General features: G+C 53.4%; 8 protein-coding genes and 1 pseudogene. 7 read left to right on the top strand and 2 right to left on the bottom strand.

The window, feature by feature from the left end; genetic code table 11:
* Positions 1-78: 78 nt before the first annotated feature.
* Together ACG2XO_RS03245 and ACG2XO_RS03240 are read right to left on the bottom strand one after the other, a co-directional pair.
* Positions 79-447 (bottom strand): response regulator, encoded by a 369-nt coding sequence (locus ACG2XO_RS03245; RefSeq protein WP_410499381.1) that lies wholly within the window; start codon positions 445-447, stop codon positions 79-81.
* A 365-nt stretch (positions 448-812) separates the two neighbouring features.
* Positions 813-1,058 (bottom strand): annotated as a pseudogene (locus tag ACG2XO_RS03240) (methyl-accepting chemotaxis protein); the annotation flags it as partial.
* A 994-nt stretch (positions 1,059-2,052) separates the two neighbouring features.
* Between ACG2XO_RS03240 and gltB (ACG2XO_RS03235) the strand changes: the two are divergent.
* The 7 genes from gltB (ACG2XO_RS03235) (at position 2,053) to ACG2XO_RS03205 (ending at position 17,295) form a co-directional block, all read left to right on the top strand.
* Positions 2,053-6,711: a glutamate synthase large subunit gene (gltB, locus tag ACG2XO_RS03235; protein ID WP_410499380.1), complete on the top strand. Its 4,659-nt coding sequence runs from the start codon at positions 2,053-2,055 to the stop codon at positions 6,709-6,711.
* Positions 6,711-8,174 (top strand): glutamate synthase subunit beta, encoded by a 1,464-nt coding sequence (locus tag ACG2XO_RS03230; protein WP_410499379.1) that lies wholly within the window; start codon positions 6,711-6,713, stop codon positions 8,172-8,174. The genes gltB (ACG2XO_RS03235) and ACG2XO_RS03230 overlap by 1 nt, the downstream gene beginning before the upstream one ends.
* 122 nt (positions 8,175-8,296) lie before the next feature.
* On the top strand, positions 8,297-8,617 hold the full coding sequence (locus tag ACG2XO_RS03225) for a hypothetical protein (RefSeq protein ID WP_410499378.1): 321 nt from the start codon (positions 8,297-8,299) through the stop codon (positions 8,615-8,617).
* Between the two features lie 295 nt (positions 8,618-8,912).
* A complete protein-coding gene (gene gltB / locus ACG2XO_RS03220) occupies positions 8,913-13,358 on the top strand; it encodes a glutamate synthase large subunit (RefSeq protein ID WP_410499377.1) in 4,446 nt (1,481 codons plus the stop codon).
* A gap of 111 nt (positions 13,359-13,469) precedes the next feature.
* Complete coding sequence (locus ACG2XO_RS03215) at positions 13,470-14,882, top strand: FAD-dependent oxidoreductase (RefSeq protein ID WP_410499376.1); 1,413 nt, start codon at positions 13,470-13,472, stop codon at positions 14,880-14,882.
* A 59-nt stretch (positions 14,883-14,941) separates the two neighbouring features.
* Positions 14,942-16,240: a diguanylate cyclase domain-containing protein gene (locus ACG2XO_RS03210; RefSeq protein WP_410499375.1), complete on the top strand. Its 1,299-nt coding sequence runs from the start codon at positions 14,942-14,944 to the stop codon at positions 16,238-16,240.
* On the top strand, positions 16,237-17,295 hold the full coding sequence (locus ACG2XO_RS03205) for a tetratricopeptide repeat protein (protein ID WP_410499374.1): 1,059 nt from the start codon (positions 16,237-16,239) through the stop codon (positions 17,293-17,295). The genes ACG2XO_RS03210 and ACG2XO_RS03205 overlap by 4 nt, the downstream gene beginning before the upstream one ends.
* Positions 17,296-17,314 lie beyond the last annotated feature (19 nt).

Raw genomic sequence — 17,314 nt, 5'->3', positions numbered from 1 at the left:
ACTCCTGCCTGATTGATTGTGCTGGGTATATTACTGCAGGCCATTTTCGGTAATGGATGCAGGCATATACCTGCTGCTTTATGCCATGATCAATTTGGAAATGGCATCGAGCAATGCCGGAGGCTGGAAAGGTTTCAAAACCCAGGCGCGCACACCGGCGGCTTTACCTTCCTGCTTCTTGGCGTCATCCCCTTCGGTGGTCAGCATGATGATGGGGGTGAATTTGTAGTTGGGCAGCTCTTTGGCGGCTTTGACAAAGCTGATGCCGTCCATATTGGGCATATTGACGTCGGAAATGATCAGGTTGTATTTGCGACCGTCCAGCTTGCTTAGTGCGTCTTTGCCATCGCTGGCTTCGACCACATCGTAACCAGCGCTTTTTAGCGCAATGCTGACGGTTTGGCGCATGCTAAATGAGTCATCAACGATCAAAATGGTCTTGGCCATATTCTTTATTCCTGCAAAACAATAAATTAGAAGAAATCGATTTCGGATGTTGCTGCGGCAGCATTTTGTTTGCCGCCATGTACCTGGCGTTGCTCTAGGGTGGTATAGGTTCGTTGCAGTTCAGCCAGCCATTGCTGACGGTCAGGCAGCGCTTGCAGGCGCGACAGAATGTCGGACAACTTGCCCATATCGCGTTCAACATGATCCATGATCTGGCTGACCCTATCCTGGAATTGCAAATTGACGATGACACCATGGACTTCATTTTCAACCGCCCGGCCTTCGGTGGTGAGCTGTGTGATCGTCGCTTCGAGCTCGATCGTGACGTGATGGAAAGTCGAAATAACGTCATTAATGACCGATTTGGAATTGCTGATCATTTCTGCCTCGCCTTGCGAGAGCTCTTTGGCCGAAGCCAGCGCGGTGATAATGGTTGAATTAATCGCGTCGACTTTGCTGCTGATATGTTTGCCGGTTTCGCCCGATTGCGTGGACAGCTTGCGTACTTCATCGGCCACTACGGCAAAGCCGCGTCCCGCTTCACCGGCGCGTGCGGCTTCAATGGCGGCATTGAGCGCCAGCAGATTAGTCTGTTTGGCGATGTCTGCGACCGACGTGGCCATTTGTTGCAGCTCGGTATTGAATTTGCCCAGCCCTTCAATTTCACTGAGCAGTGTTTCGCGATCTTTCAGTACTTGCTCGAGTGCCTCAACAATCCCACCCAAGCCCAGCTCGGCACCCTGAATGACATTCAGAAAGCGGTTGCTGGTCGCGCCGCCTGAGGCCAGTTCTAGCGTTGATGCCAGATTCTGGTTGATCTGGCCAAAGCGCATGGCGAGTGTGTCAATGGCTTCCTGGCTTTGTGAACGCGCCAGTGCAAGATTGTTTTTCCAGATTGGCAATACGTCATTCATTAATGGCGGTAGATCCGCATGAACGGGCGGGATGGGTTCTTCCTGAATGGTGATGACTTCACTTTGCGGGTCAGTGCGCGTCATGATCAAGGCTGTCAGTACTACGATGCCGAGTAGCGCGCCATGCCACCAAGTATTGGCGAGCAATGCAGCGAGCAGTAAATTGACCGACCCTATGCCCAGTAAGCGGATTGATTGTGTGTTCACGATGAGTCTCTCTGACGGCTTGGCGTGGTTGGATATATTGATTGGCATTGCTCGCAATCGGCAATGATTGTGGCTAACTCTGTTATGTTGTGTTGGTTTTTTGTAATTGTGTTTGTGGCATTGTCTCGTTGCATCCGCTTTTGCTAATTAAGCAATTTTTAATTGTTATGTAAATAACAAGTAATTATGATGGCTGCGCATCATTTTATTGCCCTTGCGGCTCGTTCTTATGCACTACACCCTCCCCTGGTGTTGGCGCACAAAAACTGGCGGGACGGTTTTCTTGATAGATGCTCAAAGGAATAAATGCCAGTTTTGTACTGATTTAAGTTAAACATTGGTGGAAGTCTTGTAGGGGATTTCCCTTGACTCTGGCAAACTGCTTTGCAGATTTAAAACGATGGGAAATGCAGGTTTTATTGGTATTGCCTTACTGGTCGATCAGAAAAGCAATACCAATAGCACCTCTTAAAAGGGATAAACCATGGAAGCGAAGCAGGGAATGTATGACCCGGCCAATGAGCACGACGCCTGTGGCGTCGGTTTTGTTGCCCACATCAAGGGTCAGAAAAGCCATAGCATTATCGAGCAAGGCCTATTGATTCTGAAAAACATCGACCATCGCGGAGCGGTGGGCGCAGATGCGCTAGCGGGTGATGGTGCAGGTATCTTGATCCAGATCCCGGATACATTGCTGCGCAGAGAGATGCTTACCCAGGGTATTGTCTTGCCGCCGGTGGGCGACTATGGCGTGGCGATGTGCTTTTTACCGCAAGAGCCAGCAGCCCGCGCCGCCTGTGAAGAAGAAATCGAGCGCGCTGCCCGCGCTGAAAAACAAGTTGTGTTGGGCTGGCGCGATGTGCCGGTGAATCGCGAGATGCCGATGTCGCCGCTGATTAAAGCCACCGAGCCGGTGATTCGTCAGCTGTTCATCGGTCGCGGCAATGATGTGCTGGTTACCGATGCGCTGGAACGCAAGCTCTACATCATCCGCAAACGCGCTTCGCACGCGATTCGCGCGCTCAAACTCAAGCACGGTGGCGAGTATTACATTCCATCGTGCTCGGCGCGGACGCTGAACTACAAAGGCTTGCTGCTGGCCGATCAAGTCGGTGAGTATTACCTCGATCTGCAAGACCCTGCCTGTATCTCGGCGCTGGCCTTGGTGCATCAACGCTTCTCGACCAATACCTTCCCAACGTGGGATTTGGCGCATCCATTCCGCTATATCGCGCACAACGGCGAGATCAATACACTGCGCGGCAATGTGAACTGGATTCGTGCCCGTGAAAAAGCGATTAGCTCGCCCGTGCTCGGCAAAGACATCGATAAAATCTGGCCACTGATTTATCCGGGTCAGTCTGACTCGGCGTCATTTGATAATGCGCTCGAACTCTTGGTGATGGGCGGCTACTCGCTCGCGCAAGCGATGATGATGATGATCCCCGAAGCGTGGGAAAAGAACGGCGAAATGGATGAAAAACGTCGCGCCTTCTACGAATACCACGCTGCAATGATGGAGCCATGGGATGGCCCGGCTGCCGTTGCGTTCACCGATGGTCGTCAAATCGGCGCGACGCTCGACCGTAATGGCCTGCGCCCAGCACGCTATTTGGTAACCAACGATGATTTGGTCGTCATGGCATCCGAATCTGGCGTATTGCCGATTGCGGAAGATCGCATCAATAAAAAATGGCGCCTGCAACCGGGCAAAATGTTCCTGATCGACTTGGAGCAAGGCCGTATCATCGACGACAAAGAGCTGAAAGACAGTCTGTCCAACGCCAAGCCCTACCGCGAATGGATCGACAAAATTCGCGTCAAATTGGATGACATTGAAGGCGACGAGCTCACTCCCGCCTCACACCTTACTCCTCACGCCTTACTTGATCAGCAGCAAGCGTTTGGCTATACGCAAGAAGACATCAAATTCATTCTTGCGCCCATGGCCAAGAATGGCGAAGAGCCCACCGGCTCGATGGGTAATGATGCGGCGTTGACGGTGCTGTCGCGCAAAGACAAGCCGCTATACAACTACTTCAAGCAGCTGTTCGCGCAGGTGACTAACCCGCCAATCGACCCGATCCGCGAAGATATGGTGATGTCGCTGGTGTCGTTCATCGGCCCCAAACCCAATCTGCTCGGCACGACCGATATCAACCCTCCAATTCGTCTGGAAGTAGCGCAGCCGATTTTAAGTACCAAGCAGTTCGAGAAAATTCGCAATATCGGCCAATACACCAGCGGTAAGTTCTACTCGCACGAACTCGATATTTGCTACCCCGCTGCGTGGGGTAAAAACGGCGTTGAAGCGCGTTTGGCTTCGCTCGTTGCTGAAGCGGAAGACGCAGTGAAATCGGGCGCAAATATCCTGATCGTGTCGGATCGCAAAATGGACGCCGAACATGTGGCGATTCCTGCGCTGCTGGCGACTTCAGCCGTACATCAACACTTGGTGAAACGCGGCTTGCGGACTAGTACCGGTTTGGTGGTGGAAACCGGCTCGGCACGTGAAACGCACCACTTTGCACTGCTCGGCGGTTACGGCGCGGAAGCGGTATATCCATACCTAACGCTCGCAACCTTGGCTGATCTGGCTTCTTCAAATGGCGGTGATGCTGAACTGGCTAGCAAATATCAGAAAAACTTTATCAAGGGCGTCGGCAAAGGCTTGCTCAAAGTGATGTCGAAAATGGGTATTTCGACTTACATGTCCTATACCGGCGCGCAGATTTTCGAAGCCATCGGCCTGCAAAAGGCGTTTGTGAAGAAATACTTCACCGGTACGGCGAGCAATGTGGAGGGGATTGGCCTGTTTGAAGTGGCCGAAGAGGCGGTACGCTTGCATACCGCAGCCTTCAGTGCAGACCCAGTGCTGGCCAATATGCTCGACGCAGGTGGTGAGTATGCGTTTAGAACTCGCGGCGAAGATCATTTGTGGACGCCCGATTCAATCGCCAAGCTGCAACACGCAACGCGCAGCAATTCGTACTCAACGTACAAAGAATATGCTGCGCTGATTAATGATCAGAGCAAACGTCACCTGACTTTGCGTGGCCTGTTTGAAATTAAATCGGCTGGCGCACCAGTGCCGCTGGAAGAAGTTGAATCTGCCGCTGACATCGTGAAACGTTTTGCCACCGGCGCGATGTCGCTCGGCTCGATCTCGACCGAAGCGCATTCAACTTTGGCGATTGCGATGAACCGCATTGGCGGTAAATCTAATACCGGTGAAGGTGGTGAAGATGCAACGCGCTTCAAACCGCTGCAGGCCGGACAAACGCTGTCTGAAGTGATCGGTAAAAACCGCATTGAGCGCGACTATACCTTCAAAGAAGGCGATAGCCTTCGCTCGGCGATTAAGCAGGTTGCTTCAGGTCGCTTTGGTGTAACGACTGAATACCTCGTTAATGCCGATCAAATCCAGATCAAGATGGCGCAAGGTGCAAAACCGGGTGAAGGCGGTCAATTGCCAGGTCATAAGGTGTCCGAATACATCGGTAAATTGCGTCACTCTGTACCGGGTGTTGGTCTGATTTCGCCACCGCCACACCACGATATCTACTCGATCGAAGATTTGGCGCAGCTGATTCATGATCTGAAAAACGTCAACCCCATTGCCTCAATTTCGGTCAAGCTGGTTGCCGAAGTGGGCGTCGGTACCGTGGCAGCGGGTGTTTCTAAGGCCAAAGCCGATCATCTGGTCATTGCGGGTCATGACGGCGGTACGGGCGCGTCTCCTCAGTCGTCGATCAAACATGCAGGCGGGCCGTGGGAATTGGGTTTGGCTGAAACCCAGCAAACGCTGGTGCTGAATAAATTGCGTGGTCGGATTCGAGTGCAGGTCGATGGCCAAATGAAAACCGGTCGTGACGTGGTGATTGGTGCGCTGCTCGGTGCCGATGAATTCGGTTTTGCCACTGCACCGCTGGTTGTTGAGGGTTGTATCATGATGCGTAAGTGTCACCTCAATACCTGCCCAGTGGGTGTGGCAACGCAAGACCCAGTCCTGCGCCAACGCTTCTCAGGTCAGCCTGAGCATGTGGTGAATTACTTCTTCTTCGTGGCCGAAGAAGCACGCCAGATCATGGCGCAAATGGGGATCCGTCGTTTTGACGATTTGATTGGCCGCTCTGATCTGCTTGATAAACAAGCAGGTGTTGAGCACTGGAAAGCCAAGGGTCTTGATTTCAGCAAGATTTTCTATCAGTCCAAAGCACCTGCCGAAGTCGCTCGCCTGCACGCTGAAGTGCAAGATCACGGCCTGAATAAAGCCCTTGACCAAGAGTTGATCAAACAAGCCGCACCGGCGCTTGAGCGCGGTGAAGTGACGCAAATCAGCCTGCCAGTGAAAAACATTAACCGTACCGTGGGGGCGATGCTGTCCGGTGAAGTGGCGCGTCGTTATGGCCATGCTGGTTTGCCGGAAAATACCATAGGTATTGCTCTGCAAGGCACGGCAGGTCAGAGTTTCGGGGCATTCCTCTCCCGGGGTATTACGATAACGTTGACCGGCGAAGGCAATGATTACGTTGGTAAAGGCCTATCGGGTGGCCGAATTGTGATTCGCCCTAATGCCAGCTTTGTGGGCAAAACATGGGAAAACATCATCGTCGGCAATACCGTGCTGTTTGGCGCGATTGCCGGTGAAGCGTTCTTTGCTGGTGTCGGCGGCGAGCGTTTCGCGGTGCGAAACTCAGGTGCGACAGCGGTCGTGGAAGGCTTGGGCGATCATGGTTGCGAATACATGACCGGTGGTACGGTCGTGGTGCTGGGTAATACTGGCCGCAACTTCGCGGCGGGGATGTCTGGTGGTATCGCTTACGTTTACGATCCAGAAGGGCTGTTTCCTGGTCGCTGCAATATGGCGCAAGTAGCGCTGGAGCAAGTTGTGGCAAGCGAAACCCAAGAGCAACCATTCCACAATGGTGTGAGCGATGAAGTTCAGCTCAAAGCCTTGATCGAAAAACATGCTGCATTGACTGGCAGCGTGCGCGCCGCCGAGATTTTGGCGAATTGGTTAACAAGCCGTGCTGCTTTCGTCAAAGTATTCCCGAACGAATACCGCCGTGCATTGACTGAAATGAAGGAAATGGCTGCAGCAAATACCGTGAACGCCGCAGCGCAGAAGGAGATCGCATAATGGGTAAGCCAACAGGTTTTCTAGAAATTGAACGCGTCAAAGACAGCTACGAGCCCGTTGCGCAACGCCTGAAACACTACCGCGAATTTATGCCAGCGCTCGACGATGCGGCAGCCAAATTGCAAGGTGCGCGCTGTATGGATTGCGGTATTCCGTTCTGCAATAACGGCTGCCCAGTCAATAATGTGATCCCCGATTTTAACGATCTGGTGTACCAGCAAGATTGGCAAAACGCGCTGACTGTATTGCATTCAACCAATAACTTCCCCGAGTTTACTGGCCGCGTGTGCCCTGCACCGTGTGAAGCGGCCTGTACGCTGGGCATTAATGCGGATCCGGTTGGCATTAAATCCATCGAGCGCGCGATTATCGATAAGGCGTGGGAAAACGGTTGGGTTGTGCCGCAGCCTGCCAAGGTCAAAACCGGCAAGAAGGTGGCCATTGTTGGCTCGGGCCCTGCGGGCTTGGCTGCAGCGCAGCAGCTTGCTCGCGTTGGTCACTCGGTGACCGTATTCGAGAAAAACGACGCGGCGGGTGGCCTGCTGCGTTACGGTATTCCGGATTTCAAACTCGAAGCTGAAGTGATCGATCGCCGTTTGGAGCAAATGCAGTTTGAGGGTATTGCCTTCAAAACCAATACTGTAATTGGTTCTGCAGATATACCTAAAGGTATTGTGAATGATGCGAGAACCGTTGTTACGCCAGCCGAGCTTGAAGCAGCATTCGATGCGGTGATTTTGGCCGGTGGAGCCGAAGTGCCGCGCGATTTGCCAGTGCCAGGGCGTGAGCTTAAAGGCGTGCATTTCGCGTTGGAATTACTGATCGCGCAAAACAAGCAAAACGTCGGTGGCGCAGCCAACCCGATCAATGCGAAGGATAAGCATGTGGTCGTGATTGGTGGTGGCGATACCGGTAGCGATTGCGTCGGTACCAGCAACCGCCATGGCGCAGCGTGCGTGACTCAGCTTGAGTTGATGCCGATGCCGCCAGAGCAGGAAAACAAATCCATCGTTTGGCCGTACTGGCCAGTGAAGCTGCGTACGTCGAGCAGTCACGAAGAAGGCGTAGAACGCGATTTCGCGGTGCAAACGCAAGAGTTTGTCGGCGAAAACGGCGTGCTAAAAGCAGTGAAACTGGTGCGCTTGGATTGGGTTGACGGCAAGCCTACCCCGGTTGCGGGTAGCGAGTTTGAGCTGAACGCTGATTTGGTGTTTTTGGCGATGGGTTTCACTAATCCAGTGGCCAGTTTGCTCGATAGCTTCGGCGTCGAAAAAGACGCACGTGGTAATGCCAAAGCGACGACCGATGGCGTTGGTTGCTATCAAACCAGCGTCGCTAAAGTGTTTGCAGCGGGCGACGTGCGCCGTGGGCAATCGCTGGTCGTTTGGGCGATCCGCGAAGGTCGTCAGGCTGCGCGTGAAGTGGATGCTTTCTTAATGGGGAGTTCAACGTTGCCGCGCTAATCATTACGATTGCTTTGGATTTGAAAAGCCGGCCAACAGGTCGGCTTTTTATTTGCTAAGGCTTGGCGACAATTGCCCGTATAATTGCAAGATTGAATTGGCTGGATGACGAAGGATTAAAGATGAGCGAGCAAGTAAACCCCGAAGTACCCGCAGACTGGCACGTTATCTTGCGTCCGAATCACGACCGCAAAGTCGCGGCGAAAAGTAAGCTTTACCGCCTGCGCAATAACCAGCCTGAGCGCGTTGCGCAGCTGGAAGAAATCGTTGGCGACTCGAAATTCAAATACAACCGCTTTAAACGCGTGATTGATTCACCGGAGAAATTCCTGGTTGATCGCCTGCGCCACGCTTGTATCGAGGTGATCGGCCATGATAGAGATCTGGTTCATTACCTGATTGCGATTGCTATCGAGCGTAGTGAAGCTGCACGCAAGCGTTAATTGACCTCAAGGGTGAGCAGCCCAGTTCGTTTTTCGAGACGTAATCGGTAGGCCCCGCGCGATGCGGGGCTTTCGTATTTTTAGTCTTGATTAGTGGTTTTAATGACCTGAAATTAAGACTGGCTTATAAGCTTAGAAAGCTTATCTGGCGCGACTTTCAGGGATTTCCCCGATTGTCCAGCCGCGCCGTTCTCGGGTTGCGTTTAGCACTCTTAAAAGCTAGAATCAAGCCCTTTCGCTTGACTAGGGTCAATCCCTAGTGAGCTTGTTTTTGGCTTTTAAGGGTTCCGTTGTGATGGATAGACAAAGCTGGTTAGAAGGCACGTTGTACCGCCCGCAGTTCGAGCAAGATAGCTGCGGCTTCGGTTTGATCGCGCAGATGGATGATAAACCGTCGCATTGGCTGGTATCGACTGCGATTAATTCTCTGGCCTGTTTGACTCACCGCGGTGCCGTGGCCGCCGATGGCAAGTCAGGTGATGGCTGTGGGTTATTGTTCCGTAAGCCGACCGGCTTTCTGCAAGCAGTAGCCCAAGATAATGGCTATACCCTGGCAGAGCAATTTACTGCAGGCCTTGTATTTGCTGGACTGGACAAAGATACCTGTGCGAAATCAATCGCCAGTCTGGTGGCTGCGGTAGAAAGCCAAGGCCTGACTGTAGCCGGTGTGCGTGACGTTCCGGTGAATCTGGACGCGCTCGGCGAAGCTGCGATGGCTTCTCTGCCGTCGATCAAACAGATTTTTGTCAATGCTCCGGCTGGTCTGGCTGAAATCGAATTTGCCCGCAAACTCTATCAAGCGCGTCGCTTGGCTGAAAAAGCCAACGCAGGCGACAAAGATTTCTACATCCCGACGCTGAACCCGTACGTGATGTCATACAAAGGTCTGGTTACGCCGGAAAACCTGCCGGTTTTCTACCTCGACTTGAAAGACGAGCGTTTTGGCTCGAGCATGGCGGTGTACCACCAGCGTTTCTCGACCAATACCTGGCCACAATGGAAACTGGCTCAGCCTTTCCGTTTCCTCGCGCACAACGGCGAGATCAACACGCTGACGGGTAACCGCGCATGGGCTAAAGCGCGTGAAGCGATCATGGATAGCGAAAAGCTCGACATGGACGCAATCCGCCCTATCGTACAAACCAATGGTTCAGACTCGATGAGTCTGGATAATATGTTGGAGAGCCTGGTGCTCGGCGGCGTTGACGTATTCCGCGCCTTCCGTTTGCTCGTGCCACCGGCTTGGCAGAACGTTGACAGCAATGATCGCGACCTGCGCGCGTTCTACGAATACAACTCGCTGCACATGGAGCCATGGGATGGCCCCGCCGGTATCGTTTGGGCGGCTGGCGACTATGCCGGTTGTGCACTAGACCGTAACGGCCTGCGTCCAGCGCGTTATGTCATCACCAAAGATCGTCATATCACCATCGCCTCTGAAATCGGCGTTTGGGGTTACAAACCGGAAGACGTAGCGAAAAAAGGCCGCGTTAAACCGGGCCAGATCGTCGCCGTTAACCTGAAAACCGGCGAGTTTATCGATACCGAAACCATCGATAACAACCTGAAATCGGCGCAGCCCTACCGCGCATGGCTCAAAGAGCATGCGACGCACTTGGAAATGGCTGAAGACAACAAACCACTGGAAGAAATGGACAAGGCGACTTTGCTCACCTACCAAAAACAATTCCAGCTGACGTTTGAAGAACGCGATCAGATTCTGCGTGTTTTGGCCGCAGACGGTCAGGAAGCGATTGGCTCGATGGGTGATGACACGCCTATGGCCGTGTTGTCCGAGAAAGTGCGTTCGCCATTCGATTACCTGCGCCAGCAATTCGCGCAGGTAACCAACCCGCCGATCGATCCGATCCGCGAAGCGATTGTGATGTCGCTGAACACCTGTTTTGGCCCGGAACGCAATCTGTTCGAAGACGGCCCGAGCCACGCCAAACGTCTGGAAGTGACTTCGCCGGTGCTGTCGACCGACAAATTCGAAGCGATCATCAGCCAGAACGACGCCGATTTCAAAGCCGCGCGTTTCGACATCAGTTTTGAAGCGGCCAGCACAACGCTGAAAGCGGCCATCGAAAAACTGACTGCCGACGTGCTCGCCAGTGTGAACAATGGCACCGTGATTGTCGTGCTGTCGGACAAGAACATCGCCAAAGGCCGCTTGCCGATCCCGGCGCTGTTCGCTGTGGGCGCAGTTCATCACGCGCTGATCAATGCAGGTCTGCGTTGCAAAACCAATATCATTGTTGAAACCGCGACCACGCGCGATCCGCACCACTTTGCATGTCTGATCGGTTACGGCGCGACTGCGGTAGTGCCATATCTGGCTTACCAGACGATCAAAGAATTGATCGACATGGGCCAGATTGAGTATTCGCTTGAAAAAGCGGCGAACAACTTCCGCAAGGGCATCAACAAGGGTCTGATGAAGATCCTGTCGAAAATGGGTATTTCGACGGTCGCTTCTTACCGCGGTTCGCAATTGTTTGAAGGTGTGGGTATTGGCGAAGAAGTCATCGATCTGTGTCTGACTGGCACCGTATCGCGTATTTCTGGCGCTAACTTCGCTGATTTCCAGGAAGATCAAGCCAAACTGAACAAGCTGGCTTTCAACCCGATGCGCCCACTGGCGCAGGGTGGTCTGCTGAAATATGTGTTCGGCGAGGAATACCACGCTTACAACCCGGACGTCGTGATGGCGCTGCAAAAGGCAGTCCAGAACGGCGATTACAAAGCGTACAAGCAATACGCTGATCTGGTGAATCAGCGTCCGGTCGCGATGTTGCGCGATTTGATGGCCTTGAACATCGACCCAGCCAAAGCAATTTCGATTGATGAAGTTGAGCCGCTCGAATCTATCGTCAAGCGTTTTGATTCGGCTGGTATGTCCTTGGGCGCCTTGAGCCCTGAAGCGCACGAAGCCTTGGCAGAAGGTATGCACCGTCTGGGCGCGCGCTCGAACTCGGGTGAAGGTGGTGAAGACGAAGCACGCTACGGCACGCCACGCATGTCGAAAATCAAGCAGGTGGCTTCTGGTCGTTTCGGCGTGACGCCGCACTATCTGGTGAACGCTGAAGTGCTGCAGATTAAAGTCGCACAAGGTGCAAAACCGGGTGAAGGCGGTCAGCTGCCAGGCGATAAAGTATCGCCACTGATCGCGAAACTGCGTCACAGCAAACCGGGCATCAGCCTGATTTCGCCGCCACCGCACCACGATATTTATTCGATCGAAGATTTGGCTCAGCTGATTTTCGACTTGAAACAGGTCAATCCTGCTGCGCTGGTTTCGGTCAAACTGGTTGCCGAGCCGGGCGTCGGTACGATTGCTGCCGGTGTCGCCAAAGCCTACGCTGATCTGATCACGATTTCTGGTTACGACGGCGGTACCGCTGCGTCGCCACTGGCCTCTGTGAAATATGCCGGTTCGCCGTTTGAATTGGGTCTGACCGAAGCGCAGCAAGTATTGCGTGCCAATGGCCTGCGTGGCCGCGTTCGCGTACAGGCCGACGGGGGTCTGAAAACGGGGCTGGACGTCGTCAAAGCGGCGATCATGGGCGCCGAGAGCTTCGGTTTCGGTACTGGCCCTATGGTCGCGCTGGGTTGCAAATTCCTGCGGATTTGTCACCTGAACAACTGTGCGACCGGTGTGGCGACGCAAGAAATCAAGCTGCGTAGCAAGTACTTCATCGGCTTGCCAGAAATGGTTGTCAATTACTTCACCTTCATCGCACAAGAAACTCGCGAGTTGATGGCAAGTCTGGGGATTCGCAAGTTCGAAGACTTGGTTGGCCGCACTGAACTCTTGGGCCTGATCGAAGGCGCGACCGAGAAGCAGAAGAAACTCGCGATGAGTGCGCTGTTGAGCCAAGGTACGACGCCAGATTCAGTGCCACGCTTCTGCGTAGAAGCAAGCAACCCGTCTTTCGATAAAGGTGAGCTGGCTGAAGAAATGGTTCGTGACGCTTTGGCTGGCATTAAAGCCGGTACGAAACAAAGCTTTGAATACAATGTGCGCAATATTCACCGATCGATCGGTGCGCGCCTGTCGGGCGAAATTGCCAAGGCGCACGGCGCTGCGGCTCTGCCGGAAGGCACACTGCATATCAAACTGAACGGCTCGGCCGGTCAGTCGCTGGGTGTGTGGAATGCCAAAGGTCTGACGATTGAGTTGGCTGGTGACGCGAACGATTACGTTGGTAAGGGCATGAACGGCGGTAAAGTCGTGATCTACCCGCCAAAAGGCAGCGAGTTTGCTTCGCACGAAGCAACGATTGTCGGCAACACCTGTCTATACGGTGCAACTGGTGGCGAATTGTACGCTGCCGGTATGGCCGGCGAGCGTTTCGCGGTGCGTAACTCGGGCGCGACTGCGATTGTTGAAGGCGTGGGCGACCACGGTTGCGAATACATGACTGGCGGTTGCGTCGTGGTGCTGGGTGAAACCGGCTACAACTTCGGCGCGGGTATGACCGGCGGTTTTGCACTGGTTTACGATCCAACGCAGAAATTCGCGTATCGCTACAACAATGAGCTGATCGATACGAATCTGATCAACGGCGAAGCCTACGGCGCGATCCGTGCGTTCTTGAAAGACAAGATCAAGGCGCATGCAGATTTGACTGGTTCAGCCAAGGCAAAAGAATTGCTGGCCAACTTCGATGAAGCCGTCGATTACTTCTGGCTGGTGAAACCGAAAGTCGCCAAGCTCGATGCCTTGTTGAAAGACTAAGTGTGTGAGGTTGCGGGTAGCACAGCTGCCCGCAACAGAATAAGTTTTGATTTGGATGTGCAGGGTATGTGCCCGTAAGTCACTATCTGATTCGCATTGAGGTTTATACCCATGTCAGACGTGTTTCAGTTTCTGAATATTGCGCGCAACCCGGGCGAGAAAGTTGCCGTTGAAAAGCGCAAATTTGTATTTAAAGAAATCTACAGCCCATTGGATAAAGTAACGTCTGGCGAGCAAGCTGGTCGTTGCCTGGCCTGTGGCAATCCGTATTGCTCGTGGGAATGTCCGGTGCACAACCACATCCCTCACTGGTTGAAGCTGGTTGAAGAAGGCAAGCTGTTTGAAGCGGCTGAACTCTCGCACAAGACCAATTCGCTGCCGGAAATCTGCGGCCGTGTTTGCCCGCAAGATCGTCTGTGCGAAGGCGCGTGTACGCTGAACCAAGTGGATGCTGGCGCGGTATCGATTGGTTCGGTAGAAAAATACATTACCGACGAAGCGTTCAAGGCCGGCTGGCGCCCAGATATGTCTGGTGTCGTACAGACAGGTCGTAAAGTGGCCGTGATTGGTGCCGGCCCGGCTGGTTTGGGTTGTGCGGATATGCTGGTGCGCAATGGTGTAACGCCAGTGGTCTTTGATCGCTACGAAGAAATCGGCGGCCTGCTGACTTTTGGTATTCCAGAATTCAAGCTCGAAAAAGACGTGATCGTGACGCGTCGCAAGATCATGGAAGAAATGGGCGTCGAGTTCCGTTTGAATACCGAAATCGGCAAAGACGTGACGATTGAAACGTTGCTGGCTGATTACGATGCCGTATTTATGGGTATGGGTGCATACAAGTACATGAAAGGCGGCATTGCTGGTGAAGATTTGCCAGGCGTGCTCGAAGCTTTGCCTTTCCTGATCAATAACGTTCGCAATTCGATGGGCACACTCGAAGGTGAAGCGTTTGTATCGATGCAAGGCAAGCGCGTTGTAGTCTTGGGCGGTGGCGATACCGCGATGGATTGCAACCGTACATCGATCCGCCAAGGCGCGGCCAGCGTCGTGTGTGCTTACCGCCGTGACGAAGAAAACATGCCGGGCTCGAAACGCGAAGTGGCTAATGCCAAAGAAGAAGGCGTTGAATTCGCGTGGAACAGCCAGCCAGTGAAAATCGAAAAGAATGCCGACGGCAGCTTGGCGCTGACGCTGGTTTCGACGCAATTGGGCGCACCGGATGAGAAAGGCCGCCGTCGTCCAGAATTGGTCGCCGGTTCAGAACGTGTAATCGAATGCGATCACGTGATCGTGGCCTTCGGTTTCTCGGTCGAGCCAGAGTCATGGTTTGACGCACAAGGCGTGAAAACCGACGACTGGGGTCGCACGATTGCCGCCGAGAAGCAAGAGTTCAAACATCAGACGTCGAACCCGAAAATTTTCGCGGGCGGCGATCAGGTGCGTGGCGCAGATCTCGTTGTACGTGCAGTTTATGAAGGCAGAAATGCTGCAGAGGGTATACTGGCCTACTTGGGCGAGTGGTAATCACTGTTGCTTGAAAAAAAGCCCCGCTCGCGGGGCTTTTTTTATCATAAGGATGACGTGTGGATCGGCAAGTTTTATTACGCAAGGGGTGCGATTTTTTCAGGCAGGGTCAGTTAAATGCTGCGGCCAAAGTGTGCCTGCAAGCGTTGCAACAGTGCCCATCCTTGCTCGACGAAGTTCCATTTTGGGCATTACTGGGCGGATCATTGACTCAGGGCGGGCAGCCCGAGCGCGGCCTGAACTTGCATCAGCATGCACTGCAGCTAGCGCGGCAGGATGACTATCTGCTTTGTCTGTTACACCTGCATATTGCCCTGGATTTGCAGGCAATGGACGAGGCGAATCTGGCGCAGATTTCGCTGCAACGCGGCATGGTCTTTCCTCGGCTGCAATCGTGCCCCATTTTGCAAGAGCTACTCTGCCAAATCTATTGCGAGCAAGGAAGCCCCGAGCTGGCTTTGCAGTCGCTGGAGTTGGCCATTGAACTTTACCGTGACGATGCCATTGCAGTGGCTTACTGCAGCCGCAGATTGCTGCAATTGTTTGCGGCATGTCCGCAAGTGGAGTCGGAGAGGTTGGGTCGGGCGCTGCGTATTGCTGAAGCCCATCTGGATTTTTTTCCGGCGAACGAGCGACAAATGCGGATTGAACTGGGCAGGGCTTGCCAGAGTCTGGGGCGTGATCTGGATGCAGTCGGTTATTTCAAGCAGGCTTTGCAATTGAAAGAGCAGCAAGTCATGACGAGCAGCCGTCCGCGAAGTCTGATTGCGATTGAGAGAAAGCTGCAAAACATTACCAGTGAAATCGAAATCCATTTGCTGCGCGAGCAAAATGCCGAGCAATATCAGCAGGTTCAGCAGCTCGAATCAGCAGGGTTCCGGGATGACATTACCGGACTGTATAACGCACGCTATCTGGAAATGCGCTGGGATGACTTTCTGCTGCAGGCCCAGCGCGGAGGGCAAGTGGCCTTGCTGTGCATCGGCATTAATCACTATGCCAGCATCAGTGAAGTACTGGGCAAAGAGGTTGCGTTAGAAAGTTATATCAAGGTAGCGCACCTGTTACAGGCTGATCAGTTGGGCAAGGGGTTTTTGGTCACTACCGGGCTGGGGGCGTTTGAACTGGTGCTGCTGGATATGTTGCCCGCAGAAATTGAACACACTTTTGTCCAGGTGCAAATGCACGTTGCACAACTGGAGCAAGGGTACTGGCCTGAACCGTTGGGGATCAGCGTTGGTGGCGCGTTTTATCAGGCAGGAGAAAGCCGGGAGATTTTCCATTTGCGCGCTAATCTGGCTTTGTTTTTGGCGCAGCGTAAAGAAATGCATGAAATTTGCTGGGATGGTGAGCCATGACCCTAAAGCGATTTACAACTGAACAACTGAACAAGTGTCAGGAGCTGGAGCTCATCGCCAAAAACTCTGCGCTGGGGTCGCCACCTTCGCCGCAAAGGGCGCAGGAGCTTGTGCTTGCCGCGCACGGGGATGAATTCGCGCAAGCGTATGCCCAACTGATTCTGGGGCATGCATGGCTGCACATCAGCGAACATGTTCATGCGATTGTGGCATTTGCTGCTGCGGTAGCCGGTTTTGCCCGGACTCGGCACCTGCACGAGCAAACCGATGCGATGATTCTGCTGGGAACCGCTCATTTGTTGCAAGGCAAACCACTGCGGGCTTTGGATTTCTGGTCTTCGGCGTTGCAAATGGCCAGAAAAATCAATGACAAAGACCTTTGCATTCGTGTCAATCTGGCCATTGCCCAGTTGTATCTGGGCTTTGGCGATTATGAAAGTGCGCTCAAACACAACGAACTGGCGCTGAAAGTCGCTCGCTGGCTGGCAAATGATGAGCGAATCTGTGAAGCGTTAATTAATGTGGGCAGTGACGCATTCAGACTTGGCTTGTACAGCTATACGCTGCAATGCATGGCTGAAGCAGAGGTTTTGCTGCAATCCAAAATCAGCAACAAGGTTTGGTCGGCTGAAGTAGTCTATTACCGGGGGCTGGTCTATGCCGCCCAGGAAATGCATGAGCAAGCCAGAGTTGCGCTGGAGCAGGCCTATAAGCTGAACAAGCTCAATGATAATTTATGGGGCAAAGCGCATTCGCTGACCGCTTTGGGCGAGGTATTGCAGGCACTGAATGATCCGGGGGCGGCCGAAACGCTAGGCCGTGCGCACCAGTTGGCGTGCAATGCTCAAATTACCCACTTGATTCGTCGTTGCTGTCTGGCCTTGATCCGTTGGTTTGAACATAATAATCAGCAGGCCGACACGCTGCCTTTTTATTCCCAGCTACTGCAAAACGAAGACAGCGATGCAGTTAAAATATCGGCGAGTCATTTGCAGCGCATCCAGCATTTGCTCTCACGCAGTCAGGTGCGCTTATTGGCCGAGCAACTGACATAGCCTGAACCTGTCCTGCGGC

The sequence above is a fragment of the Chitinibacter sp. S2-10 genome, from assembly GCF_046530675.1.
GTDB lineage: Bacteria > Pseudomonadota > Gammaproteobacteria > Burkholderiales > Chitinibacteraceae > Chitinibacter.
The sequence above is the reverse complement of the archived record's forward strand: the minus strand, read 5'-3'. Positions and strand labels throughout refer to the sequence as shown.